Origin of the sequence: Helicobacter felis ATCC 49179 (assembly GCF_000200595.1) — a bacterium.
GTDB classification, from domain to species: Bacteria; Campylobacterota; Campylobacteria; order Campylobacterales; family Helicobacteraceae; genus Helicobacter; species Helicobacter felis.
On sequence record NC_014810.2, the window covers coordinates 1,259,915 to 1,285,235 of the forward strand.

General features: G+C 45.6%; 18 protein-coding genes. 3 read left to right on the plus strand and 15 right to left on the minus strand.

Features of this window, described 5'->3' with window-relative positions; all coding sequences use genetic code 11:
- Window positions 1–3: 3 nt before the first annotated feature.
- The 7 genes from HFELIS_RS08545 to HFELIS_RS06420 form a co-directional block, all read right to left on the minus strand.
- Window positions 4–2,799 carry a hypothetical protein gene (locus tag HFELIS_RS08545; protein WP_013469726.1) on the minus strand — a complete coding sequence of 932 codons (2,796 nt, stop codon included), beginning with the start codon at window positions 2,797–2,799 and terminating at the stop codon, window positions 4–6.
- A gap of 19 nt (window positions 2,800–2,818) precedes the next feature.
- Entirely contained in the window at window positions 2,819–4,396 is a 1,578-nt protein-coding gene (locus HFELIS_RS06390; RefSeq protein WP_013469727.1) for a hypothetical protein, read from the minus strand.
- On the minus strand, window positions 4,393–4,935 hold the full coding sequence (locus tag HFELIS_RS06395) for a HyaD/HybD family hydrogenase maturation endopeptidase (RefSeq protein WP_013469728.1): 543 nt from the start codon (window positions 4,933–4,935) through the stop codon (window positions 4,393–4,395). Before HFELIS_RS06395 ends, HFELIS_RS06390 begins: the two co-directional genes overlap by 4 nt.
- A gap of 3 nt (window positions 4,936–4,938) precedes the next feature.
- On the minus strand, window positions 4,939–5,622 hold the full coding sequence (gene cybH, locus HFELIS_RS06400; RefSeq protein ID WP_013469729.1) for a Ni/Fe-hydrogenase, b-type cytochrome subunit: 684 nt from the start codon (window positions 5,620–5,622) through the stop codon (window positions 4,939–4,941).
- Window positions 5,606–7,378, minus strand: a complete 1,773-nt coding sequence (locus HFELIS_RS06405) for a nickel-dependent hydrogenase large subunit (protein WP_013469730.1) — start codon at window positions 7,376–7,378, stop codon at window positions 5,606–5,608. Before HFELIS_RS06405 ends, cybH begins: the two co-directional genes overlap by 17 nt.
- A complete protein-coding gene (locus tag HFELIS_RS06410; protein WP_013469731.1) occupies window positions 7,371–8,549 on the minus strand; it encodes a hydrogenase small subunit in 1,179 nt (392 codons plus the stop codon). Before HFELIS_RS06410 ends, HFELIS_RS06405 begins: the two co-directional genes overlap by 8 nt.
- 286 nt (window positions 8,550–8,835) lie before the next feature.
- Window positions 8,836–9,255: a DNA-methyltransferase gene (locus HFELIS_RS06420; protein WP_049776960.1), complete on the minus strand. Its 420-nt coding sequence runs from the start codon at window positions 9,253–9,255 to the stop codon at window positions 8,836–8,838.
- A 43-nt stretch (window positions 9,256–9,298) separates the two neighbouring features.
- Here HFELIS_RS06420 and HFELIS_RS06425 point away from each other — a divergent pair, with 43 nt between their 5' ends.
- Entirely contained in the window at window positions 9,299–10,099 is an 801-nt protein-coding gene (locus HFELIS_RS06425; protein WP_013469734.1) for a DNA-methyltransferase, read from the plus strand.
- Complete coding sequence (locus HFELIS_RS06430; RefSeq protein ID WP_013469735.1) at window positions 10,089–10,676, plus strand: Hpy99I family type II restriction endonuclease; 588 nt, start codon at window positions 10,089–10,091, stop codon at window positions 10,674–10,676. Before HFELIS_RS06425 ends, HFELIS_RS06430 begins: the two co-directional genes overlap by 11 nt.
- Before the next feature lie 80 nt (window positions 10,677–10,756).
- On the opposite strand, the gene carB is transcribed toward HFELIS_RS06430, so the two are convergent.
- Both carB and HFELIS_RS06440 read right to left on the minus strand, forming a co-directional pair.
- Complete coding sequence (carB, locus tag HFELIS_RS06435; protein WP_013469736.1) at window positions 10,757–14,029, minus strand: carbamoyl-phosphate synthase large subunit; 3,273 nt, start codon at window positions 14,027–14,029, stop codon at window positions 10,757–10,759.
- A 2-nt stretch (window positions 14,030–14,031) separates the two neighbouring features.
- On the minus strand, window positions 14,032–18,915 hold the full coding sequence (locus HFELIS_RS06440) for a restriction endonuclease subunit S (RefSeq protein WP_013469737.1): 4,884 nt from the start codon (window positions 18,913–18,915) through the stop codon (window positions 14,032–14,034).
- Window positions 18,916–19,027: 112 nt separating this feature from the next.
- On the opposite strand from HFELIS_RS06440, the gene HFELIS_RS06445 reads away from it, so the two are divergent.
- Window positions 19,028–19,423, plus strand: coding sequence for a DUF1104 domain-containing protein (locus HFELIS_RS06445; RefSeq protein ID WP_013469738.1), 396 nt, complete (start codon window positions 19,028–19,030; stop codon window positions 19,421–19,423).
- Here HFELIS_RS06445 and HFELIS_RS09365 read toward each other — a convergent pair.
- The 6 genes from HFELIS_RS09365 to HFELIS_RS06470 are packed head-to-tail and all read right to left on the minus strand — an operon-like array spanning window position 19,420 to window position 25,300.
- Window positions 19,420–20,316, minus strand: a complete 897-nt coding sequence (locus HFELIS_RS09365; protein WP_013469739.1) for an HNH endonuclease family protein — start codon at window positions 20,314–20,316, stop codon at window positions 19,420–19,422. The genes HFELIS_RS06445 and HFELIS_RS09365 overlap by 4 nt on opposite strands.
- 20 nt (window positions 20,317–20,336) lie before the next feature.
- Window positions 20,337–21,155, minus strand: a complete 819-nt coding sequence (locus HFELIS_RS09370; protein WP_013469740.1) for a DUF262 domain-containing protein — start codon at window positions 21,153–21,155, stop codon at window positions 20,337–20,339.
- Between the two features lie 48 nt (window positions 21,156–21,203).
- Window positions 21,204–22,340 carry an alanine racemase gene (gene alr, locus HFELIS_RS06455; protein WP_013469741.1) on the minus strand — a complete coding sequence of 379 codons (1,137 nt, stop codon included), beginning with the start codon at window positions 22,338–22,340 and terminating at the stop codon, window positions 21,204–21,206.
- On the minus strand, window positions 22,321–23,673 hold the full coding sequence (locus HFELIS_RS06460; RefSeq protein ID WP_013469742.1) for an alanine/glycine:cation symporter family protein: 1,353 nt from the start codon (window positions 23,671–23,673) through the stop codon (window positions 22,321–22,323). The genes alr and HFELIS_RS06460 overlap by 20 nt, the downstream gene beginning before the upstream one ends.
- Complete coding sequence (locus HFELIS_RS06465; RefSeq protein WP_013469743.1) at window positions 23,670–24,911, minus strand: NAD(P)/FAD-dependent oxidoreductase; 1,242 nt, start codon at window positions 24,909–24,911, stop codon at window positions 23,670–23,672. Before HFELIS_RS06465 ends, HFELIS_RS06460 begins: the two co-directional genes overlap by 4 nt.
- 8 nt (window positions 24,912–24,919) lie before the next feature.
- Window positions 24,920–25,300, minus strand: coding sequence for a RidA family protein (locus tag HFELIS_RS06470; RefSeq protein ID WP_013469744.1), 381 nt, complete (start codon window positions 25,298–25,300; stop codon window positions 24,920–24,922).
- Window positions 25,301–25,321 lie beyond the last annotated feature (21 nt).

The window sequence follows — 25,321 nt, forward strand, 5'->3', positions numbered from 1 at the left end:
ATACTACCGCCCCTCATTTTTATCAAACCAATCGCGTTGGCTAGTAGATTTTCTTAAACTATGACACATATTGGCACATTGTGCTTGGGTGCTGGGGCGCAGGTATTCAGGGTGCAGACACGCGCTAGGGTGTTTAGGCAAGTAAAATACGCTATCCCCCGCATGTTGATCCATGAGCACCACCTCCAAACCTTCTAAGAATTGGGCGATACGCTGGAGGGCAAAAAACTTTAGCTCGCCCGATGGGCTTGGTTGCTTCAAGAGTCTAGCAAGACTTGCAGTAGAGAGGTCTAAGGGATCTGTTTGCCTTACTTGACACCCTAAAGAGTTGGACTCTTTAAAGGCTGTGGCTAAATCCCAACTTAGTAGTTTCGTGGGGATTGCGCGCACCATTTGATAGGCTAGCAAAGCGATTTTATAATCTTGATAAAGCGCGTAGGCGCGTTTGCCATTGTAGCTGTTTTCTTCAAATTTATGCGCATCCATAAGGGGGGCTAAAACATGCGCCCATTGCGCTTGGGGTCTATCCTTGGCACGATGGGCAAGGAAGCTCACATATTCAGAGGCATCATAGACAGATAGCAGAGATTGGTAACGCAGAGGTTTGTAGAGAAAGTCAAGCACACGCACCAAGGTTTGGGCAATCTCTTGGGTAGAGAGGGGGTTTTTCTGGCACGGGCTAGAGTTACCCTCCAAAAGGGCAAAGAGAAAGATGATCGCTTGGGTTTGCATGTGTTTTTTTAAGGCAACAGCTTCGCCTTCCATGACCTGTTTTAAATTGGTGCCATCGCTGTATTTGTCGTATTTCTCTAGTTTAGTTTTAAAGTGCGCAAATAGGGGCAAAGATTCTAGGGCGTTTTGGGCTTGTTGTTCTAGACTGGGGAGGAGGGGTTTTAAAAGGGGCGCGTTTTGCTTGCAGGGGGCATTTTGCAGGGCGTGCTGCATCTGGGTGTGCATAGAATCTAGGTTTTGTAAGAACACAGCGGGCAAAGTGAGCTCTTTGGGCGGGGTGTAGAGTGCCCAATCCTGCAGGGCAAGGCATGCGGGTTCTTTGGAGTCAAAACCGCTTAATTGTTCTTGAGCATTCAAATACAAGCAGGGGCTATTGCCTATGCTCAAGAGTCTAACACTTCTTATGTAATCCTTAAAATAGAGGGGGTTAAAACTCTGGGCTTTAAAGATATGTTGGCAATTTTGCACGCTCTGCGCGCTTAGGTATTGGGGAGCAAAGCAGGGGGTGGGATTAGCGCGCAAACGCTCCGCCGAGATGAGTTCAGACCTGCGGATACTATCCATATAAAACTCTTGGTTATACAAAAACGCCTCCACGCGTCTTTGGGCGTGCAAATCCCATAATTGAAAAACTTCTTGGGTGTGCGTATCCATACTCTTAAGCCATTGGCTAGCTAAATCCCATTGGAGATCGTCCCACTCTATACAATAGTCGGTAGAGTTACGATTGCAAGGCTTGGGGACTATTCTTTGGTGTAAAGCTAATTTTTTGGCTAAACCCATGCCCATTAAATCTTTAGGATATGCCCTAGAGACGATATCAGGAATAGGATCACAGGAATTTTTGCAGGGTCTAGCTTGCAGGGGCTTAGAAACTTGCAAGGCCTTTAAATACAAGCTAAGATCAAGTCCTTGCTTTTTAGCTTGGAGCAAAGAGGGGTAGATCAAATCTAGCATGTGTAAATAATCTTGCGCAATAAAGGTGGCGGGGCGTATGATGCGGTGCAGATCATTACTCGTTTCATTGACTTTGCGCATATAAGCTTGCAAGAGAGTTAAAAGCTGGAATTGCGTGTAATCTAGCAGGTGATCCCACTCTTTGTCTTTGAGGGGGGCTAGCAGAGGGGTGGCGTGGATAATAGCTTGTAGGTGTTGGCTTAGGGCGGGCTTGATCTGTGCAAGGGTCATCCCCTTTTCATCGTGATCATTAAAAGCCTGTATGAGAAAATCTTGAGTATTTTGAAAGGCTTGCACCAAACCTTTAGGCAGGGGCGCGCTAACATGAGGAGGGTTGTCTTTGAGGATTTGGCAAAGGGGTTCTTTGGAGGGGAAGGTTTGGATCGTGTTTTGGGGGGTGAGATAGAGGCAGGGTTGTTTGAAGGCAATAAGGCGGAAATTGTGGAAAAAATCTTGCACCATTTTGGGTAAGCTATATTCGAGCATGGGACTCATCTCCCAATTCAACTTTTCGCCCAAAAAGCGTAGATATTCCTTTAAATCTAAGCCTTGTTTGAACGCCTGTATGAGTAGGGGATAGACCACCTCTAAACTGGTAGAAAAATTTTCTAAAAAGACCTCTGGGTTGAGAGGTTGGATTTCAGGATCTCCCACCATCGTGTAGAAATCGGGATCGTCATAACAATCCATGCCCGGAATCTTATAGCGCATGAGCGCAATAGCGTGCAAAATTTCAAAACTTCTAATTTCTTGGGCGAGGGGTGAGGGCAACTGCGCTTGGATGGCTTTGATAGTGGGGAGCGCATCTACCATTTTGCTAGCTAGATTAATCCAAGTGGGGGCATATTTCTTCACCATATCCATGGAGTAGATGTCTGGATCAAAGCCCTTAGGGCACAACATCCCCTTAGTGGTTTCTTGAAACGCCCCTAACATGGAATGATAAATCTCTTGTGAGGCGTTTAAAAAAGTGCCTTTATCTAAACTCCATTTGGGGGGTTGAGGGGTTTCATCTTTGGGATGGACGCGTGTGAGGAGCCATGCGCATGCCAATAAGACAAGAACTAGCAATAGAGACGCAAAACCTACGCGTGCCCAGCGTCTATGCATCAGCTAGTCCTGCAAGAGCCTATGACTGCGCCACTTGTTGCTCACATGTGCTTTGGGTGTGGTAATCCATGTATTTTAGAGGAAAGGTTAGGGCGCATTCTCTAGGAAAATACTCTAAGCAGAGGTCTAAAAAGACCTTTTCTAAAAAGACATTTCCACACAAATAGACCTTGCCTAAATTAAATTTGGTGTGCGCATCATAGATAATATTGCCTAAAAACTCCGCTAAAGAGTCGAGCACGCCAAAGCACATGGTAGGCGCGTCCGTGCCCCCCAGCGTGTAGCTCACCGCGCTTCTAAGAGTGGGCGCGGGGTTGAGGTTGGGAGGGTCTTTGGTGAGTTTAAAATCAATATGCGGACCTTTGGTGCGCAAAAATGTTTTAGCATAGTTGGTGATGGCGCGTGTGTCATGGATGGGGCTAAAGCCTAGCACCTGCACCAATCCAGCTAAAAAATCCATCAAATTCGCGCTAGACTCTAGGGGTGTGAAGGGTTCTTGGGCTAAGCGCGCGCAAAGTTCCGGGTAAGCTTTTTGGTAGTTGGCATAGAGTTTGCGCCCCTTGGCATTGCTTTGGAGTTGCTTAATGAGCGCGCTAGGATGGGTGGGCAAATCTAAGCGCATGAGCTGTTTATAGTCGCCCTCATCATAAATCCAAAAGCAACTAGGGCGATCAAAGTTTAAATATATGAGAAGATGAGGTTCTTTAGGGGCTTCTTGACTGACAAATTCTAAAGTAGGGCTCATGGTCGTGCGCGTGTGGGGGAGCAAAAGCCCATTTTTAGCGACACTGAAAACCTGCTCTGGAATGCTTAAAATAGTGCAGGTGTAGCTCCAATTAGCTTTAGCGCCTGCATTCTCGCTTAAAAAGAGATAGGAAATGCCTTTTTGTAGTAAGCAACGCCCTAAAAGCGCTAGTCCAAAATCATAGGGCAGTCCTGCGCAAATTTCTAAACTCTTAAACTCCTCTACAAAGACCTCTTTTAAAGTTGCGATGAGATTGGGTTTTTCAAAGGCGCAGAGTGTTTGCGCGCTCTTGGCATCCATGCGCGTTAAAGAGAGCACACTCGCCAAATCTAAAAACAATACTTTTGAGTCCTCCTTAGGCGTGCAAGAAAGAGCCTTTTGTCCCCTAGAGGTTTCTACAATGAGGGTTTCACCTGCCTGCAAACGGCGCACCATATCGTCTAAGGCTGCTTGGACCTCTGTAGGTGTTTGGCATGGCTGATTGGCATAGATAAAAGTTGAAATTCTAGGCTCTAGTGTGCCAAAATGCGCGCTATTTTCTTCTAAGGCTACGCGCTCTTCTAAAACATCAATGCAGGGTTTTAATCTCTCTTGTGTCTGCCATTCTATCTTATCCTGCACCACCTCCACGCTGACAAAACGAAAACTCAAAGAAAGCGGGAGGCGTTGGCTTATTAAGTTGGTAAAGTCTTCTGCCTGCTCTAAACTGGCTTGTAAATAAAAAAACTCTGTAGTGTTCGCATAGGATAAACCCAGCACGTGCGCGTGCGCGCTTAAAAAATCCATGAACAACGCACCAATCTGCGCGCCAAATTCTCCTAGTAGCTCAAATTTAAATCTAAAAACCATCATAGTGCCATCCTATAAGAGTGTTGTGCGATCTCTGTTAAACTTTGTGCATTGGCTTTAGCGGATATGCGCACGCCCCATTTACTCAAAATTTCCAGCGCACAATCCCTAGCCACCTGCGCGCCTTGCAACATTTCCGCGCTGAGTTCAAAGGTCGTGTGTTCCTGCACAATGGAGGGCACAAGTCCGATAATGGTCGTGGGCGGTAGATCGCCCATTAAAGCGGTCAATCTCAAGGTTTGCAACATCTCCACCTCATGCGCGCTACCCGCCCAAGTGATCTCAGGGGGGATGCTTTCAAAGTCAAAGCAAAAGACTTCGCCCACGCGCGCGTTAGCCACGCTCACGCAATCCAAGATCAAAACCTTATCGTATTCCACAATCCAGGGGATTAAAGCCTGCGCCATGGTGCCCCCGTCCATAAATTCTAATTTATGAGGGTAGTCAAAAGCGTAATTATGGGCTAGTTGGTTGCACAAATGCACCCCAACCCCCTCATCGCCTAGTAAGATATTCCCCACCCCTAGCACCAAAATATCCACACGCTAGCCTTTTATATAACGGCGACCACTCACCATAACATCCGCGCCCCCATCGGGGAAACGCAGGGAGTGGAACACGACCATATAAACATGCACTGGAATAAAAAGACAGATTCCCCAAGTTGCTAAGTGATGGATATAGCGCACATTGGAGAGCCCCCCACACAACACCTCAAACCATTGAAAAAGAGGTTGTAAGCGCGCGCCCAAACCCTCATGATAAACATTATAGTAAAGCACAATACCGCTCAAGATCACCAGCACCAAAAGCGCGCAGAGAGAGAAATACGCCACAAATTGCAGGGGGTTATACAGCCCCTGACGCAAAGAATACCTGCCCATTAAAAAGTAAATTTTAAGCTGATCTAGCCAAGTGCGCAGGCTAAAAATTCCCTTAACAGAAAGGCGTTCCTCGCGACTCTTGCGATCAAAGAAAAAGAGATAAAACCTAAAAAGAGAGATGGCAATGAGGACAAAGCCGACCATGATATGCGCGCTACGGATATAGGCTTGCAAGAAATACATGTTTGTATAAACACTCGAGCGGGGTTGCAGAAAGGGGAAGGCGATATAAAAGCCTGTGAGCATTAACACAAAAATCGCCAAAGCGCGCACCCAGTGGAAAAAGCGCACCCAACCTGAATACTCTTGATGCGCATAGTAGCGGGTGTTATTGGGATGGGGCATGGCAGTCCTCCTTTTTAGCTTTATCAAAGCGCGCAAAGCTAGGATCGACTCTAAACTCGCCAAAATCGCGCCCCTTGATATCCATCACATGCACCGAGCAGGCGATGCAAGGGTCAAAGGAGTGGATGGTGCGGATGATTTCTAAGGGCTGAGTCAAATCCGCGATTTTTGTGCCTATTAAGCTCATCTCATAAGGTCCGCTCTGCCCTTTTGCATCGCGCGCGCCCGCATTCCAAGTAGAGGGCACGACCGCCTGATAATTCTCCACCACGCCGTTTTTAATGCGCACCCAATGACTGAGCATACCTCTTGGCACTTGCCCAATATAACGCCCCTTGTATTCTTTATTCTTATCAATCACATAGGGCGCGCAAGTGCTTTGATCGGATTTTAAATTCTCTACCAACGAATCCCAAGCTTGTAGCCCATTTTCCACTAAAATCTTAGCTTCCAAACAGCGCGCTGCCGTGCGCCCTAGGGTGCTAAAGATCGCCTCTGTGGGCAAGCCTGTATCTTTTAAAAACTGGGTAGCGACTTTTGTCGTGTGTGGGTTTTTAGCTGCCAAGCCTACCACCAAAGAGGCTAAGGGTCCCACTTCTATAGGCATGCCATTGTAGCGCGGGGCTTTGATCCATGAATATTTGCCCTGAGTGTCTAGCACCTTGCTAGGTTCTAGTTTGCCACTTAGTCCTATACTCTGCCCCTCTTTAAAGCCGGTATAATCGGGGGTTGTTTGCCCATCATAGGGGTGGAGTTCTGTTTCTTTGCTGTCGTATTTATACCACGAGTGCGTTACATCCTCTTTGATCCAATCTTCATTAATGGGGTGTAAGGTGTTTAGATCGCCATTGAGCACCACGCCCGAACTCAATAAATATTTGTCCCGACTGAGCAAGATTTCTTCATGGGCGATGAAGTTTTTCACCCCACAGCCATGTAAAACACTTTGTTCATTTTTAAACATTTGGGCTGCCATCACTAAATCCGGGTAATAGGCGCGCTCTACGAAGTTTTTTACAATCTCAAATTTGCTTTTCCACTCGGCTAAACGGGTTGGATCAAGCACATCGCGCACGGAGGTGATCCCCCCCACCGTGAGGCTTTGGGGATGGGGTTGTTTAGCCCCAAAGATCGCCGTCATCTTTGCCGCCTCACGCTGGATAGCAAGCAGATTTAGATAGTGTGAGAGCACGATCAAATTTTGCTCCGGGCTCAAATGGTAAGTTTTATGCCCATAATAGCCATTGGCAAAGGGACCCAGCGCGCCCTGTTTGGCAAAATCCCCCACGCGTTTTTGCACCGCTTTTAAAGTGTCCTCGCCCGTGTCTAAGGGATAGTCGCAATAATCAAAGGCGATTTGGCTGGCTTTTTTGGGATCGGCTTTGAGAGCGCTCAACAAATCGCACCAATCTAGCCCGTGCAAAGTGTAGAAATGCACTACATGATCATGCAAGAGGAGTGCGATATTCATCAGTGAGCGCACAAGCTGGGCATTCAAAGGGGGCACAATGCCTAAAGCGTCCTCTACCGCGCTAATGCCCGCCTTGTAGTGCGAATAAGTACAAACCCCACAAATGCGTTGGGCGATAAAGCCCGCATCTCTAGGGTCGCGATTTTTAATGATGGTTTCTAGCCCCCTAAAGAGGGTTGAGCAAGAATGCGCGTCTGTGATGACATTGTTATCATCTACAACGACCTCAATACGCAAATGCCCCTCAATGCGGGTAATGGGATCGACAATGATTTTTTTAGACATAGGCATCTCCTTGATCATCTTTTTTTAATCCGGCTAAAAGGGCGTGCATCGCTATGCCAATCCCAGCTGCACTTAGGGCAATGATTCCTACATTGTCTGCAACTCTATCTGCTCCTACTCCTCCAAACGCGCTGGTAATGGGCACAATCAAGCGGTTAGAGATAGGTTCTTCAAAGGGACTCATGGTGTCCCAAAAATTGGGTTCAGAGCAACCAATACAGCCATGCCCGGCTTGGATGGGCCAGCTGGTATGCGAGTTAAAGCGCAGAGTGGAGCAGTTATTAAAGGTATAGGGTCCCTTACAGCCCACTTTATACAAACAATACCCCTCCTTAGCGTTTTCATCGCCAAAATGTTGCACAAATTCGCCCGCGTCAAAATGTCCGCGTCTTTCGCATAAATCATGCACGCGCCGTCCATAAGCCCATGTAGGACGATTGAAGGCATCCAAGCGAGGGAGCGCGTCAAACATCAAAAAGTAAATGATATTGCCCACGATGTTTTTTTCACTTGGGGGGCAACCGGGGACATTGATGATGGGTTGAGAAATGATTTTACTTAAGGCTTGCGCATTGGAGGGATTGGGATAAGCCGCTTGCACGCCCCCAAAGCTAGAACAAGTCCCAATAGCAAAGATTGCCTTAGCGTGCTTGGCAGCGTGGATACACTCTTGAGCCCCCGTGCGCGCCAAAGCACCCATTGTTAAAAAATACTCTGTGCCCTGAGGAATACCCCCCTCCACCATAAGAATATAATTGCCCTTGTGCTTTTCAATGGCTTGTTCTAGGCTTAAGTCCGCTTGGTGGCCGCTAGCAACCATAATGGTTTCATGGTATTCCAAGTTGATGTAATCGAAAATGATGCTATCAATGCTAGGGTCTTCGCTTCTAAGCAAACTCTCGCTACACCCCGTGCATTCAGCCATGTGCAACCAAATGACAGGGAGGCGGTTAGCCATCTCCACCGCCTTGGCTGTGAGCGGCGCAAAACTAGCTGGCAGGGCTAAAGTGGCTGTCATCGCGCCCACCCACTTCATAAAATCGCGCCGCTCAAAACCGCCTTTCTCGATCTCCACATGGAGATTCTTATCAGCATTGTGGGCATTTAAAGATTCTAATTTCTCTAGGCGTTCGGTCATACTCTTAAAAAGCGCGTCATAGGACTCTTGCATGAAGTTCCCCTAATCTCAAAATAAGACCTTAATAATACATCAAAGCAAATATCAGCGGGCTTAAGTTCCTTGTGTGAGCATAAAATGCTTAAGAACTAATTTTGTGCCCGACTTGGTATCAGTAACACTTTGCGTGTGTGCAAAGTTTTTCAATCCCTTTTTGACATTGCATCTTAGTTTTAAGTCTATGCGCTCAAGACTCCCCGCGCTGAATTTGGTTGCAACGAAAGATTTAAACTCCCCACTGAGTTGGCCGTGCATCCTTGGCGTGCCAAATTAGCCGAACCTACACAAATAAACTAAGAAGTTGCTTTTTAACGATTTTTTGCGTGTCGATCTCTTTGATGTCTTCTGGAATCTCAAAAAAGGTCTTGAGCTTGTTCCAATCACTATCTCGTAGCGTTACGATTTCATTTAAGTAGAAACTTACAAAAGAATCACCCAGTTTAGACACAAAGTTTTCAAGTTTAAGTTTTTCTGTGGAGATTTGGCAATACTGCGCATCCTTTTCAAAGCCGATGAAATGCCTTTGTAGTCTTTTGGCAGCTAGGGCGGTGGTGCCCGTGCCCAAAAAGGGGTCAAGCACCACCTCGCCCTCTTCTGTACTCATTAAAAGCAGTCTTTCTAATAAATGCACAGGCAACTGACATGGATGTTTATCGCACTTTTTAGCATGGCGGATAGAATTAAATATTTGCCCTGCCACCCCAATCGTGTATAATGCCCCTAAATTGCAATCAAGGTTTTTTATGGATAGTGGTTTTCTCAATCGGTTATATGCCAGCGATGCGGTGGCGTTTTTAAAAAGCCATGTGCCTAGTGGTGGCGTGGATATGGTTTTGACCTCTCCGCCCTATGATGATTTGCGTCACTACAATGGCTACACCTTTGAGTTTGAAAAAATGGCTTGTGAAATTTTTAGAGTCCTTAAAAAGGGTGGGGTGGCTGTGTGGGTGGTGGGCGATAAAATCAAAAATGGCAACAAGAGCCTCACCAGCTTTAGGCACGCCCTTTACTTCCAAGAAATCGGGTTTAATGTGCATGATGTGATGATTTATGCCAAGAAAAACACCCCCTTCATGCGATCCAACGCCTACACAAACAGCTACGAATACATGTTCGTTTTTTCTAAGGGCAAACCCAAGACTTTTAACCCCCTTAAGGAGGCGACTGCAAGGCATGGGGTGGAAATGTTGGTGGCAAACAAAAAAGCCGATGGCAAAAACCATAAAGTCCCAAGAGAATTAAAAAAGGAAAAAACAAGAACGAATATTTGGTATTACGCTGTAGGGCTGGGCGGCACCACAAACGACAAAGAGGCGTTTAAACACCCCGCCACTTATCCCGAACAACTCGCCCAAGACCATATCCTGTCATGGAGCAATGAGGGGGACCTTGTGCTTGACCCGATGTGCGGGAGCGGCACGACTTGCAAAATGGCTTTTTTAAATCGAAGAAATTTTATCGGCATTGACATTAGCCAAGAATATATAGACTTGGCACAACAAAGGTTGGATAAATACATGGGGATTTTTAAACATGCGATGTAATGATTTTGTGATCGCCACAAAACCCCTAAGCCATGTGTTAAAAAATTCAGTGGGGGTGGTTAGAGCCCTTAATGGAAAATACGCTTTAGTGTGGTTTATCGGTGTCAATGAAATGCTACGCGTCGCCTTTGAAGACTTAGAAACTATCGACATTTGGAAAACAGGCAAGGGGTTTGGCGTTAAAATCTGCAACATTTGCCATGTTTTAAAAAGCACAGAGGATTTTGAAATCAACCAAACAGACGCGAAGGGCAATAAAACAACAAGACCGAGTTGTAGAGAGTGCCGTAAAAACATTGATGGTATAAAACTCTTGCCTGCAGAAAAAGCCAAAATGGACGCAAAAGCCCCATCTAAAGGAAGCATTTTTGTCTGCCCCATTTGCGAGAAAAGAAGCATTGTGGGCGTTACAGCTCAATTAGTAAGAGACCACGACCACAAAACCGGCAAGGGTAGGGAGTGGATATGCGATAGTTGCAACACGGGGCTAGGTAGATTTAAAGACAACCCCAAATTTTTAGAGAAGGTGATCGAATATCTTAAAAAACACGAAAACGACGAAGCCAAAGAATTCTAAACTCTTTTAGTATAAAATTTTGTCCTTACATCCCAATATCTGCTTTTTAATCTAAACTTTGTTTTGAGTCTAAGCCACGCTTAGCCTCCCTGTAATTCCTGCAAACTCATCGAGGGATTGTGGCTAAATTTAGAATATTCTAACAAACTTAAAAGCACCTTTTCGACCGCTTTAAGAGTGGTGAAGTAGGAGATTTTATTTTTCAACACTTGCATGCGGATAATTTTAGAATCCTCATTGAGTCGATCGCTGGTGTTAATCGCCATGTCTATCTGCTGATTTAGCATGAAATCTGAAATATTAGGCCGTCCCTCAGAGATTTTAAGCACCTGCACGCTCTCTAAGCCTTCAGCTTGCAGGGCTTTATGCGTGCCGGTAGTAGCATACAGCTTAAAACCCAAACTCACAAAAGCGCGCATTAAGGGCATTGCCCTTTGTTTGTCGCCATCCTTCAAGGACACAAAGAGATTGCCTGAGAGCTTAATAGGGTTATTACAAGCCAGTTGGGATTTATAAAAGGCTTCAGCCAAAGTGCGCCCTACACCAGCCACCTCGCCCGTGCTCTTCATCTCAGGTCCTAGCACTAAATCCGCTCCATAAAGTTTATTAAAAGGAAATACACTCTCTTTGACAAAGACATAATTCAAGGGCTTAGGCACAAATACCCCCGCGCCCTTAGATTCTAAGCCCCGTGTGTCTAGCTTCTGTCCCACCACCACACTAATGGCCATTGCCGCAAGGTCTAATCCCAAAGCCTTAGAGACAAAGGGGATAGTGCGCGAGCAACGCGGGTTGATCTCTAGCACGAATAACTGGTTATTTTTATAGGCAAATTGGATATTCACCAGCCCCAAAACCTGCAAGCCCAAAGCGATTTTTTGAGTCTGACTATAGACTTCTTCTAACACTTGAGGATTTAGGCTTGGGGGGATAAAACAAGTACTATCCCCGGAGTGAATCCCAGCAGGCTCGATATGTTCTAACACACTACACACAAACACACTTTTTAAATCACAAATGGCATCTACATCTAGCTCTAGCGCGTCCTCTAGGAAGTTATCCATTAAAAGACTGGTTTCAAAATTATAACTTTCTATGTAGTCTAGGCATTCTTGCTTACTGCGTAAAATACGCATTTTAGCCCCTCCTAGCACAAAACTGGGGCGCAGGATAAGGGGCAATTCTAGATTTTCTAAGCATTCTAAAGCCTGTTCTTTAGAGTTAGCGCATAACCCTTTGGGGTAGGCGATATTGAGGCTATCTAAGAGTTTGTGGCATAAATCCCGCTCTTCGGCGATCTCAATGTTTTTAAAGGCTGTGCCTAGCAAGGGGATATTTAGGGCTTCTAAGTCTTTGGCGATTTTAAGCGGGGTTTGCCCCCCAAAGCCCACCACCACGCCTAATAAATGATCTCTTTCGCGCGCCACAATCTCTAAGACATGTTCTAAAGTAATGGGTTCAAAGTAAAGCGTGTCGCTGGTGTCGTGGTCGGTGCTGATGGTTTCGGGATTATTGTTAATAATAATAGGGCTTAAGCCCATTTTTTTAAGTGCGAGGCTGGCGTGAGTTAGGGCATAGTCAAACTCCATCCCCACCCCGATTTTATTGGCACTTGATCCGATGAGTATGACCTTTTGGCGTGTGGATTTAGGAGGGGCTTTGTGGCTGGGAAAAAAAGGGGCGTAGGTGCTATATAGGTAGGGCGTGGGGCTTTTAAACTCATTGGCGCTCAAATCCACTTGATACATCTTAGGGTGCAAGTCTAAAGCCTCTCTGGCTTGGCGCACCTCTAGCTCACTCACGCCTAAAAAGCTAGCGATCAGTGCATCGCTTAGACCCATGCTTTTAAGTTTAAATAAGGCTTGTTTGTCGCTAAGCAGGGCTTGTTTGTTAGCTTCTCTTAATTCTAAAAGGGCTTGCACGATTTCTTTGATCTCGTTTAAAAAGTAGGGGTCAATGTAGCATAGATCATGCACCTCATTAACACTTAAGCCATCGCTAAAGGCATGCATAGCATACAAAAGGCGTTTAGGATTGGGGCGGCGCAACTCTTTTTTAAGAAACTCCAAATCTAGGGGTTGTTCTAAAAAGGCGCGCAGATTTTTTAAGAGATAATCACTCTCTAAGGCTTTCATTAAGCTCTCTTTAAAGCTCCCCCCAATGCCCATCACCTCGCCTATGCTCTTCATAGAAGTCCCTAAAGTTGTATCCACTTGGGGGAATTTCTCAAAGTCAAAATGCGGAATCTTGGTGATGATGTAATCGAGCGTGGGCTCAAAGCAGGTCGTGCTCTGGGTGATGTCATTTTGTATCTCTTCTAGCGTGTGCCCTAGAGCTAAAAGCGTGGCGACTTTGGCGATAGGAAACAAGGTTGCCTTGCTAGCAAGCGCGGAGCTTCTACTAACTCTAGGGTTCATTTCAATGACTAACAAACGCCGATCTTTGATCGCAAACTGCACATTCGCCCCCCCCGTATCCACGCCCACCGCGCGCAACACCGCAAAGCTGGCATCGCGCATGCGTTGGTATTCTTTATCTGTCAAAGTCAAGGCGGGGGCAATGGTGATACTATCGCCCGTGTGGATTCCCATCGGATCGACATTTTCAATACAGCACACAATCACGCAATTATCCTTGCAATCGCGCACCACCTCCATTTCAAACTCTTTACAGCCTAATAAACTCTCCTCAATCAAAATCTCGCTAATGGGCGAGGCTTCTAGGGCGAATTTGGCTAAGTCCCTAAACTCCTCAATATTAAAGGCGACAGAACTCCCCTCCCCGCCCAAAGTAAAGCTTGAGCGGATAATACAAGGAAAACCCACCTCCTTGACCACGCCTAAAGCCTCCTCCTCGCTGTAGGCATACCCCCCTTTGGGTAAGTCCAACCCGATATTTAGCATGCACTCTTTAAACGCCCGCCGATCTTCTGCCTTTAAAATGCTCTCAATCTTAGCCCCTAAGAGTTTGACATGTTTTAAAGCGCCCTCAAAATGCCCCTGCTGGTGCAACTCCACCATGATATTAAGCGCAGTCTGCCCCCCCATTGTGGGCAAGATCGCCTCTATGCCCTCCTGCTCGACAATTTTAAGCACATTTTGCGTGTTAATGGGCTCAATATAGGTTTTATAGGCTAGGGCTTTATCCGTGTTGATGGTGATGGGGTTAGAATTAAGTAGCACCACCTCATAGCCCAAATTTTTAAGCGTTTTAAGGGCGATGCTAGAGGAGTAGTCAAACTCGCACGCCTGCCCTATAACAATGGGACCCGATCCAATGAGTAAAATTTTCTTAAAGTTTTGCATAGGGGGATTATAGCAGAAGTTGGGGGTTGCTTGGGTTTTTGTGGGCATGGTTACATGTCTGGGTTCAGATATTTTTTTAAAGTGGCTTCCTGCTGTCCCTTTAAAGACTTCATAGCGTTTTCTAGGGCGGTGCGCTCTTGCTCGATCTTGGCAATCACGTCCACGATTTGCTCTTGCTCCTGCAAGGGTGGGAGGGGGATTTTTACCTCATCATTTAAAGTCTGAGAATTTAAACTTTTGCCAAAAGCATTATTTCCCTTTAAATCTAAATTGATTGCCCCGCCTTTAAACAATGCGAATAAAAAGCGGTCTAAAACTTGGTTATCTTTGGGAATTAAGCCCGCTATGGCTTCATTAGTGTATAAGTCCTTACCTGCTAGAGCGACTTTGCCAATGCTGAGTTTAAAGCTTAAAAGCGTTGTGCCTTTTGGGATTAACTTGACATTAGAAACCTTGATTGCCTCGTCTGTAATTTTCTCTTTTGTGTTGGTGATGACTTGCCCGTCCATTTCAGCAATGGATACCCATAAATGCGTGCCCTTAAAATATTCGGGTTTTTTCCTTGAGGGCGTGCCTCCGATGAGAATTTGACACACCGCTCCTAACTTCACCAAATCCCACCCGCTGGCGGGGGGTGTGGGTAGATTGTCTAAAAGCGTGGCTAGGGTGGGTTTTAGCCCTGCTTTTTCTAGGGCGTGGGTTAGAAGGGCAAGATAGGACTCTTTGAGGGCTTTGGCGCGCTCTAGTTTTTCTAAGATTACTTTAGGTTTTTGCGATCTCTCTCTCTCTCTCTCTCTGCTTAGCCTAAGAAACTCCTTTAAGATTTCTTGTTCTTTGCCCTCAAGGCTAGCGATCTCATCATCGAGCCGGGCGATTTCTTGCTCGATTTGGGTCAATACGCTCATAATTTGCTCTTGTGCCTCTAGGGGTGGGAGGGGGATTTGTATTTGTTTTAAAACTTCAATATTTGCCACATTTTTTAAGGCAACACCATGTGCTCTTTCATTAAAAGGGTTATTGAGATTATCTAGGATTATTTTTAGTGTCTTGCTATTTGTCCTGCCATTTTTTAGTCTTAGTCTCAAGAGAGCTTGATTGATAATACCTTGCTTTGCGTTGCTTGGCACTATGGCAATTTTCCCGATTGTTCCAGAGCAACTGACTATTAAATCATTGGGTATAACCTCAAAACTTTTCATAGAATCAAATTTTTCTTGTGTGATAAAGTAATTCCCTATTTCAAAGTCATTTTTTATAGCATGTTGTTGCTCATAGACTTTATATCCATTTTTGACAAAAATTTCCTTTTTTAAACTTCCGCCAAATGGTCCCCTCCTAAAATCACATATATCTCCCAATTTTGCCATCTCCCACCCATCAGCTGGTGGGTTAGGCAAATCTTGGACTAAGTTTTTCAACGCCTCTAACTTGGGGTCTGTGGGCTCTAACTCTAGCTTTAGGGTAGCTAGGGTTTTTAGGATTTGCTCGATTGGAGGGGTTTTGGGGTCTTTAGCCACACCACAAACCCCTAAAACTGCTAAAATCAAGTTTTGATAGCTCTGTATGCCCTCTTGCAACTCTTGGGTGCGTTTTTCCACCTTAGCGCATTCTGTAATGATTTGCTCTTGCACTTGCAGGGGCGGTTTTGGGATACGCATATTTTGCAAAATGCCTAGATTAATGTTTTTCTGTGAAGTGGTGATGACCTCATCTAAAAGCTGAAACTTGTAGTAACCGATAACATACATGAGGTATCTAGCTCTAAAATCTTGGTTAGGGATAATCGAAACTATCGCTTGGTTAGTCGTCATCTCCCCCTCTAAAATCCCCACTCTGCCGATGGTCGCATAGATAGAAACCACCACGGCCCCTTTTGGGACAAGCTTGACATTAGAGGCTTGTAGCCCCGCCTCTGTAATCCTTTCTTTGGTGTCTGTAATGCTTTGGTATTCGGCGTAATCGCCTATGGTGAGCCATTTGATTGTGCCGTTCCAATATTGGGGGTTTTTCCTTGAAGGTGTACCTCCCATTAAAAACTTGCCACAAGTTTCTAATTTCACAATGGGGTAAGTAGAAGTTATTTGTTGGCGGGCTTTTTGGGGATTTAAACTAATCGCTTTGTCTAAGACGCTTTTAGAAAAATCTATCAACCCACTTAGTGGCGTGCTAAAAAGCTGATACCCATTAGGGTCTTGGTCGGTATAGCGCAACAAATTAGGGCGGGGGGTGTTTGCTAGAATAGAACCCATAAAGCTTTTGAGTGCATAGGCTAATTTGCTGGGGTCATCTGGGTTACTGGGGTTATAAAGGGGGGTTTGGATGTGTTTAGCCGATTGGATGTTGCTTAGTGCCTGATTGTCGGGGTCCTCTGTTTGGGTGCTGGTGTATTTAATGCCCTCATCGCCCTTGCGTTTGCTCCAATCATAGCCCAAAAACTCTACAATTTTAGCCTTGTTGCTGGCATTGCCCTTTTTCTCAGGGGGGCTTTTTAAGATCAACACCTCCTCCTCTTGCACGCTGGCAAATAAAAGCATTTTTTCTAGCTCTAGGGCGTGGATTTGCGCTAAAACCTGTTCTCTTTGCCACGCTTTTAGGCTTTCTTGATAAGTCTCACTTTTTAAATAACGCTCTAACTCTGCTTTATACGCCCGCTTGTCTTGTGGGCTAGAGGCTTCAAACCACGCATTTTGTTGGCTTTTGGTGGGGATGGCTTTTTTAAACACCTTGGGTTCTTTGGCGTTGAAATCATCAAAATACTCTTTAAAACTTTTCTCTAATGCTAGACTTAGACTCTGCTCTTTTAAAAAGACTTTAAAATCCTCTTGGGGGTAGCCCCTAAAGGCGCAATAAGCGTTTAAAAGGGCGTTTTGGGCGAAGTCTTTCTTCAAATCTGCGTTCTCAAAGCCCACTTCTTGCAACGCCTCGATGAGGTCTGCACTGTACTTTTTGAGCTTTTGGGCGCATAAAATGATGGTCTGCGTGCCGGTGCTCCCAAAGGTGCGCGAGTTGAGCTCCACGATGCATAAGATTTTAAAGTGCTCTAAAAGCAAAGTGCGGGTCTTCTCATAAATCCCTCCCTTTTGTAACACACTCACGGGCAAGATGAGGGCAAATACTCCGCCCTCTTTTAAAAAGTGCCATGCCCGTTCGATAAAAAAGCACTCAATGGCGTTGTTGCTCTCATAGCTCTTTTCCTCTACGCTGTGGTGTAGCTCATAACTTTTGATCACGCTAGAGTCTAGCGTGCTTAAAAAACCCTTGACCGAGTAGGGCGGGTTGCTTAAGATATAATCAAAGCTTTCCATCTCAAATTCTTGGCTGTGGGTGTGGTGAATGTGATCTAGAGCGTCTTGGAAGATGATTAAAGAGGGGCTTTTGGGGTTGTGGAAAATACAGGCGAGCTTAGCCACTTTGGAGAGGTCTTTGTTTTTTTCAATGCCATATACTTTAGCGTCCTTGTGGCGCGCCATAAACTCGGTTAAAAAATGCCCCGCTCCACAGGCAAAGTCTAAAACTTTGGGGTTGCTTGTTAGGGGGGGCAAGGAGTGGATGATGAAGTTGGTGATAGGGGTGGGGGTGAAAAAACGCCCTTCGGTTTGGTGGATGTGGCGGTTTAAAAAGCCCTCAAAGAGGTCGCCTAAAAATTGGTTGTTCTCGCTTTTACAGATGTAGAATTTTTTAATCAAGTCCGCCACTTGCACCAAGATTTTAAAATTGAGCTGAAACTCCTCCTCATTCTCAATCTCAATGAAGTTAAATTTTTTGATGTTGAAGTATTTTTGTTGGTCAAAGAGGGCATCGAGGTCTTTTTTAAACTTGCCCTTGTAACGCTTGGCGGTGTCAAAAAGTTTAGCGATTTCCTCTTTTTTGACATTCACCACCTTTTTTTTAAACAGCTCTTCAACCCCCTTTGCATAGAGGTCTAAAAGGCGATCGCAGTATTTTAAGGGGCTATCAGCGGCTGGACCCTTGTAGTAAAAGTCAAGGCTTTGCTCTTCTTCATCTTTGCCCTCGTTTTGGAGCTCATCCATGACCTTGCACAAGAACAAATCCACCAAAATATAAAAGCTGTTTTCGTAGTTGCCAATGGAGTGGTGGCGTAAAATCGTGGCGAATTTGTGGTAAATCGTGCTGATTTTCTCATAGGGCACGACTTCTAAATCGCTTAGAGTGTAGCGTTTCTGTCCGATGTGGTAGGGCTCAATGTTCTTGCCAAACAAGCCTAGGTCCATGCTTTCGCATTGGTAGGTTTCGCTCCACACGCGGTAATAATCCTCAACATTGCTATTATTTTCATTGCCAAACCCGCGCTTTTGCTCTTGAGGTTTTCTTTTGGCATTGATGAGTCTTAAATAGTCCTCATTGTCTTTGGTGTAAATGATATGCTTTTCTGTGAGCAGTGTAGGGGCTTCAAAACCAAAGGCTAATATACATAAATAGGGGACTTTATGCACGGCGTAGTAGCTGAAAAGTTGCCCCCCGTTTTTTAGCATGTTCTCCCACTCTTTGTTAAACTCCTCCCCATAGGTTTTATTTTCAATGAGCACGAGGGGTTTAAATTCTTGATCGAGCACTAAAATATCCCCATAGGCCTTTTGCCCATGCCCGACCTTAAAAGTGGGCTCTAAAATGATGTGCTTAGGGGCGTAGCCTTTTTCTAGGAGTTTATGCACCGCCACTAAGCAGACAAAGTTTTCATTGGAGCTAAAATTGGTTGTGGTGTTTCTGTGGATGATAAAGCCCGTGCTGGGATTGGTCTTGCTAGGATAATCGCCCTCTTTGAAGTTTGGGTCTTGTGGGCTATAGTCAATGGTCTGGGCTTTGAAATCCACCATAATTTTGGCCCCGTTTGCATAGGCGTGGGTGTAGGTCTCTTCCTCTTGGGTGAAGTTGAGGACTTGTAGAACTTCTTTTAGGTTGTCTTTGGTAATCACGGCGTGCCTTTAGAAAAGGGGCATTGTAACTTAAAAGTTCTAAAAAGGCTCAAACTTACATGTGCGCAATCCATGCTAGAATGCTTTAGCAATACCATATAAAGGGACAAACATGTATAAACGCGCTTTAGTATTGGCTTCTTTGGCTGTGGGGCTGGCTTGGGGGCAGGATTTTGCTAAGTTGAGCGATGAGGAGTTGCTTAAAATCGCGGGCACTCTGCCGGCTAGTCAGGCCTTGAATTATCGCATGGAAGTGGTGAAACGCTTGAGATCACTTGATGAGGAGCACCAAAAGGAGTTTAAAAAGGCTTTTGGCCAGAGCGCGCGGGCGAATTTGAGCAAAATGAGCTGGAAAGAGTTTTCGCACATGCGCGAGCAGGTGCGCAAGCACTTAGCTAAGGCGAAAAAGAAATATAGCCCCAAAGAGCTTGAGGCGATGGGTTTGAATATTGACATCTGCACGGGCAAAGAACGCCGTGTTTGGTGCGCCCCTAAGAGTTCTCATTAGATCGCATACTGCTTAAAGAAAGTGTGTAAGCGCGTGTAAATCTCCTCGTTGCGCGCTTCGATATCCTGTTGCAACCAATCGTCTTGAGGGAGCTTGGCTAAGGCTTGGGCTTCTAGGAAATTAGACTTAGCGTATTGGACTTTCTTATCATCAAAATACCCATTGCTGGCTTTGATATTGAGGGGTTTTTCTAGCAACATCTTATTGCCAAGGGACTCAAGGAAGGGTTTAGCCTTAGTCTTATCCCAGCCGGTGTAATTCCTGCGCCACTGCGTGGTTTGGGGGAAGATGTGCTCGATCTGTGCCCGATCACATATTCCCACCGCCTCTTTGGGATATTTTAAATACATGTTGAGAGCCAACAAGACCTTAGTAAGCTTCTTGCTAGATTTGCTAGAGGTGTTAAAAAGGTTGCGGAAATTGCGTTCATTTTTTCTAGCGGATAGAATTTTGCCCTCTAAAATGTCTTTGCTTTCGGCGTGAAAATCCATAGTGCCGGTTTTGTATAAAGAGGTGTAGGCGTTGTAAATCACATTTTTAAAGCTGATGGTTTTTTTACTAATGCTGTAGAGTAAGAGATGTGCGCACAAACGCATCAAAAACTCTTCGTGATTCTTAAAATAATCCTTGCCCTTTTCTAGGCAATACATGTAATATGCAGAATCTAAACACTTCCAATACTCGCTTTCAGTGAGGTCCAAAATATTATAAAATTGAAGCGATTTGAGGCTGTATTTGGAACAAACCTCCTCCTCATGCCAAAATCGACCAAGTGTTTCAATGTTTTGCATGATAGAGCCATCTTGCAACATCTGTTTATGTTTGTTTAAAAAGAAAGTTCTTAGGCCAATCTCACGACTCTTGTCCCCTTTTTGCGCGCGCACCACATGCATGTATTGCCTAAAGAGAAATTCTAGGCCACCTGTTCTAGCTCTTTCCAGCGTTGGATAAAAGCTTCTCTCTCCTGCCCTTTCCTATAAGTAAAAATCACACTTTTAAAAATGTCGGTATCGTTTAAAGGAAGTCCACGGGCATTTAAGGTGTGAAAAATGCGCAGAGCAAACTCTAAACTCATTTCTCCATCTGGTCCCTCGCACCCAATGGGGAGCACAATACAAGCGCGCAACACGCATACACAGAACGCATGGAAACTATTAGGGTATTTTTTAGCAAACTCATCTAGTTGCTGACAAAAATAGCGGTAATTTTTCTCGTAATTGGAAGCATTTTTATCATCTATCAACTCTTCTGTAGGCAACCCCTCTTTTAAGATACGCTCCAAGATCGCGCGCTCTTCATCAGCAACCGCCTCACTGCGCAAATGAGGGGCGTTGTAGTCGGGCTCTTTGGTGATGTGATCGACACGCCACAAACAGGATTGTATGCTATCTATCACTCCCTTTATATTGGTGTTATTCTCATTGACGAGCTTGGCATGCATGGCTCTAAGCAGGAGAACGAAAGTTGTGGTGTGCTGTTGCCCATCAACGATGTATTGCTCCTTAGCCCCCTGAAAGGAGTACATGACAATTGAGCCTAAAAAATAGGGGTCATCTTCTAGTTGGGCACTATCGCCCCCCCCCTCCCCTTCAAAGAACGCTACAATGTCCTCCCAAAGCTGTGTGCACTGATCTTCACCCCAAGCATAATGTCTTTGAAAAACGGGAATGACAAATCTGTTTTGAGACAGATATTCTAAAATACTCTTTTTCTCCGTTTTCATCATCACCATAAAACACCTCTATGAAAAAGTTGAAGCTAGAAGCTTAGCATAAAAATTTTAGGATAAATACACGCGCGGGAGGCGTTTGGTGAGCATGGTGATGGCCTCATAATTGATAATGCCTAAGATTTTAGCAATATCCCCCGCTCCCATAGCTCCACTTTGAGGATCGCCCAAGAGAATCACCTCATCGCCCTCTTGCGCCTTTATATCGCCCACATCAATAAAGCACTGATCCATGCACACTCCCCCGATCACAGGCACTTTTTGCCCATGCAAGAGCCCCCAAGCCTTGTTGCCCAAGATTTTAGAAAAGCCATCCCCATAGCCTAAGGGCAAGACTCCCACTCTGGTAGTTTGTGTGCAATAGTAATCTTCCCCATAGCCTACCAATCTCCCGGCTGGGATGTCTTTTAGACTCACAATTTGGGCTTTAAGGGTGAGCACATGGCGCAGAGCAAAACCCTTTTTTTCTAGGGCATCTTGGGTGTAAATGGAAGGGTGTAAGCCATAAAGGGCTAGTCCGATACGCGCCATATTCATGCCAAAAGAGGGCATGCTCAGTGCGCACGCGCTATTGGCCATGTGTTGGTATTTAAACTCCAAGCCCATGCGCCTTAGTTGCTCTAAAAACTCTATAAAGCGCGTGGCTTGTTCTTGGGCGTAATTCTTATAAAGCGCGTCTGCGTTGCTGTGGTGGGTGAAAATTCCCTCTAGTTCTAGGCCTTTGAGCTGAGCGATTTTAGCGATTGCGATCGCACTCTGTTGCGTAGGGAAAAAGCCCAAGCGACTCATGCCTGTGTCCACTTTAATATGCACCTTGAGTTTGCGCCCTAGCTTAAGCGCGGCATCAGAGAAATAACGCGCCTGCTTTTCACAAAAGAGGGTTTGGGTAATGTTGGCTTGTATGAGCTCTTGGGCCATGTGATTGGGAGTGAAACCTAAAATTAAAATAGGCACTTGGGCAAAACGTGCGCGCAATTCTAGGGCTTCATCATAAGTTGCTACCCCCAAATACCCCGCCCCCTGCTCTAAGAAAACAGCACTAGCCTCCAGCGCGCCACACCCATAGGCATTTGCTTTGACCACTGCCATAACGCTCATCTTAGTCCCCAACAAGGCGTGCATGACTTGGAAATTATGCGCTAGGGCGTGGGTGTCAATCTCTACATAGCTAGCGCGTGTGGGTCGCATAAGCTTCCTGTGGTGTCGCAAAATAAGATTTAGTTTCAGCTAGCACGACTTTATGGAGCAAGAGTAGGGCGATGAGATTGGGGATGGCCATCAGCGCGTTAGCGATGTCAGAAAAATTCCATACAAATTCTAATTTGGTGAGCGCGCCCACAAAGATACCCACCAAATAAAGCAGGCGGTAAGCGATGATGTATTTCACCCCAAAGGTAAATTCTACGCTTCTCTCCCCATAATAAGCCCACCCGACTATTGTAGAGTAGGCAAAGAAAATAATAGAGGCAAAGACAATCCAGCCCCCATTAGGATAAAAGTAGCGCACACTCTCATAGGTGAGCAAATTAGCGTCATGGAGTTGGTGGTAAACTGGGGTCATGAGCACTAATAGAGCGGTGGAGGTGCAGACGACCATCGTGATGATGAGAGGTTGTAACATGGTGATTAAGGCCTGTTTAACCGGGTGCGCGCTCTTAGAGGCGGCCGCTACAATGGCCGCACTCCCCATACCCGCCTCATTAGAAAAAAGTCCCTTAGACACGCCAATTTGCACAATGGTGAGCAAACTTACCCCCCCAGCTATGCCTCCTAAGGCAGGTTGGGGGTGGAAAGCTTGGGCCACAATCAACTTTAAAGCGTCCCAAGCCGCGCTAGGGTGGGTGAGCACGATGTAAAGGGTGGTGAGCACATATAGCAACACCATGAAGGGGGCAAAATAATCGCTAAATTTGCTGATGGATTTGATTCCCCCCATCAAAATAAACCCCGTGATCGCTGTGATCAGTAAACCCGAGAGCCAAGTAGGCATAGAAGCGCGGTGTAATAAAATAGAAGAAACCGCGTTAGCTTGAGTCATGCTCCCAATCCCAAAGGAGGCGATCAAAGTAAAGAGCGCGAACACAAAGGCGAGTTTGGGCATGTTGAGGCCGTTTTTGATGTAATACATTGGACCACCCTTGTAGCCAAACTTGCCCACCTCGCGGTATTTGAGCGAGAGCACCCCCTCAGCGTATTTAGTTGCCATCCCCACAATGCCAGTAACCCACATCCAAAAAATGCTCCCAGCACCCCCCATCACAATCGCCACAGACACCCCGATAATACTCCCAATCCCCACGGTTGCGCCAATGGAGAGCATTAAAGAAGAAAATTGAGAAATGTCGCCTTTGGAATGTTTATCGCGCGTGCAAAGCACTTTAAAAGCATGCGCAGCCTTGCTAAATTGAATCCCCCGGAGTAAGAAAGTGTAAAATAATCCTGTGCCCACTAATAAAATGAGCAGGGGCAAACCCCATATCCATTCTTTGGCAATTTCTAAAGCAGAATTGAGGGCATTCATTCTCTGAAAAAGGCAGAAAAGAGCATGATATCCGCACTCTTTTCATTGCACCCACAGGCAATAAGTTCTGCGATGATCTTACCTACCGCTGGGCCAAAGGTGATTCCTAGCCAGCCTAAACCTGTGGCGTGCACTAAGTTGCTATAGCGCGCATCATAGCCCAAGTAGGGAATGTCATTAGGAGTAAGAGGTCTAAACCCGCTCCACTCTTTGACCTCTTGCATTTCAAAGGGGCGTGTAAAAGTGGTGAAATTTTTCTTGATATTGTCAATCTGAGCGCGCACAACGCCCGGATCTGTGGTGTTGAGCTCGAGCTTAGAAGTGATGCGCACGGTGTCTCTGCGAGGAGTCATGGCTAAAAAGATGTCTGCAAATAGAGAAGAGGTTTTAGGCTTAAGTTCTTCGGGCATTTTAAAGGTGATGCTATAGCCCTTAGCTCCCATCATCAAAAAGTTATTATGGGTCTTTTTGAGCAGGTAGGGATTAGCCCCTGTGGCTAAAACGATGGTATCAGCACTAAACTTATTATGATTAGTGATCACGCCGCTAATTTTTTGCCCGCTAAATTCAAAATCGCGCACTTCTTCGTTGTAATAAAATTCCACCCCTGCGTTTTTGAGGTAAGCTTGCAAGCTCTCCATCACTTCTTTAGCATCCACATGGGCGTTTTCTTTGAGCAACACGCTCCCGCAAATATTCTCTTCTTTAGCAATGGGCATGTATTCTAGCGTGGCGCGAGGATCAAAGATTTCATAAGTGCTCGGGTCGTAATGCGCGCAAGATTTGATCTTTTTCTCGAAATTTTCCTGCAGGGTGTAGATCATCAATAGCCCATCTTCTTTAAACCAAAAATCCATGCCCTCATCTAGCATTTGGTGGTAGACTTCCAAACTCATCCACCCATAGCGTTCAAACAAAGCCAAAGTGCGTTTTAAAGACTTCGCATTGGCACTTCTGACAAATTTCCACAGCCATTTATAGAGTTGAGGATTGAGCCCCCAATGGATATTCAAAGGGGCTTGTCCTTTGAGCATGAGTTTGAGCGTGTCGCACACCACGCCCGGACTAGAAAGAGGGGCTTTTTTGAAAGCGGATACTAAACCCGCATTCCCAAAAGAAGTTCCATGACTGCCGTCATTTTGCTCAATGAGTGTTACCTGTCGTCCCGCCCTATGCAAGGCATAGGCACAGCTCAAACCTACAATCCCTCCGCCAATAATGACAATGTCTTTTTGCATGAATCCCCCTATGCTTTGGCGATCGCTTCAATCTCTACTAATCCATCTTTAGGAAGCTTGGCTACCTGAAAAGTCGCGCGCGCGGGGTAGGGCTCGCTAAAATAGCTCCCGTAAATTTCATTCACCACCGCGAAATCTTCTAAGTCTTTAAGCAAGATAGTCGTTTTAACCACCGCACTAAAACCTAAGCCCGCTTCTTGGAGAATGGCGCGCATGTTTTCCATCGCTTGCTTGGTCTGCTCCTTGATTCCTCCAGCAAATTCTCCACTTTTAGGATCGATACCCAGTTGCCCAGAAACAAAAACAAACCCCCCGCTTTTAATGGCTTGGGAATAGGGGCCGATGGCTTTTGGGGCGTGTTCTGTATTGACTTGTTGTTTTGATGGCATAATGACTCCTTTTTATGTTGT

What these genes read in the sequence shown, in the direction of transcription:
- HFELIS_RS08545 (WP_013469726.1), bottom strand. Translation starts at nt 2,799, where the DNA reads ATGCATAGACGCTGGGCACGCGTAGGTTTTGCGTCTCTATTGCTAGTT.
- HFELIS_RS06390 (WP_013469727.1), bottom strand. Translation starts at nt 4,396, where the DNA reads ATGATGGTTTTTAGATTTAAATTTGAGCTACTAGGAGAATTTGGCGCG.
- cybH (WP_013469729.1), bottom strand. Translation starts at nt 5,622, where the DNA reads ATGCCCCATCCCAATAACACCCGCTACTATGCGCATCAAGAGTATTCA.
- HFELIS_RS06405 (WP_013469730.1), bottom strand. Translation starts at nt 7,378, where the DNA reads ATGTCTAAAAAAATCATTGTCGATCCCATTACCCGCATTGAGGGGCAT.
- HFELIS_RS06410 (WP_013469731.1), bottom strand. Translation starts at nt 8,549, where the DNA reads ATGCAAGAGTCCTATGACGCGCTTTTTAAGAGTATGACCGAACGCCTA.
- HFELIS_RS06425 (WP_013469734.1), top strand. Translation starts at nt 9,299, where the DNA reads ATGGATAGTGGTTTTCTCAATCGGTTATATGCCAGCGATGCGGTGGCG.
- HFELIS_RS06430 (WP_013469735.1), top strand. Translation starts at nt 10,089, where the DNA reads ATGCGATGTAATGATTTTGTGATCGCCACAAAACCCCTAAGCCATGTG.
- carB (WP_013469736.1), bottom strand. Translation starts at nt 14,029, where the DNA reads ATGCCCACAAAAACCCAAGCAACCCCCAACTTCTGCTATAATCCCCCT.
- HFELIS_RS06445 (WP_013469738.1), top strand. Translation starts at nt 19,028, where the DNA reads ATGTATAAACGCGCTTTAGTATTGGCTTCTTTGGCTGTGGGGCTGGCT.
- HFELIS_RS09365 (WP_013469739.1), bottom strand. Translation starts at nt 20,316, where the DNA reads ATGCATGTGGTGCGCGCGCAAAAAGGGGACAAGAGTCGTGAGATTGGC.
- HFELIS_RS09370 (WP_013469740.1), bottom strand. Translation starts at nt 21,155, where the DNA reads ATGGTGATGATGAAAACGGAGAAAAAGAGTATTTTAGAATATCTGTCT.
- alr (WP_013469741.1), bottom strand. Translation starts at nt 22,340, where the DNA reads ATGCGACCCACACGCGCTAGCTATGTAGAGATTGACACCCACGCCCTA.
- HFELIS_RS06460 (WP_013469742.1), bottom strand. Translation starts at nt 23,673, where the DNA reads ATGAATGCCCTCAATTCTGCTTTAGAAATTGCCAAAGAATGGATATGG.
- HFELIS_RS06465 (WP_013469743.1), bottom strand. Translation starts at nt 24,911, where the DNA reads ATGCAAAAAGACATTGTCATTATTGGCGGAGGGATTGTAGGTTTGAGC.
- HFELIS_RS06470 (WP_013469744.1), bottom strand. Translation starts at nt 25,300, where the DNA reads ATGCCATCAAAACAACAAGTCAATACAGAACACGCCCCAAAAGCCATC.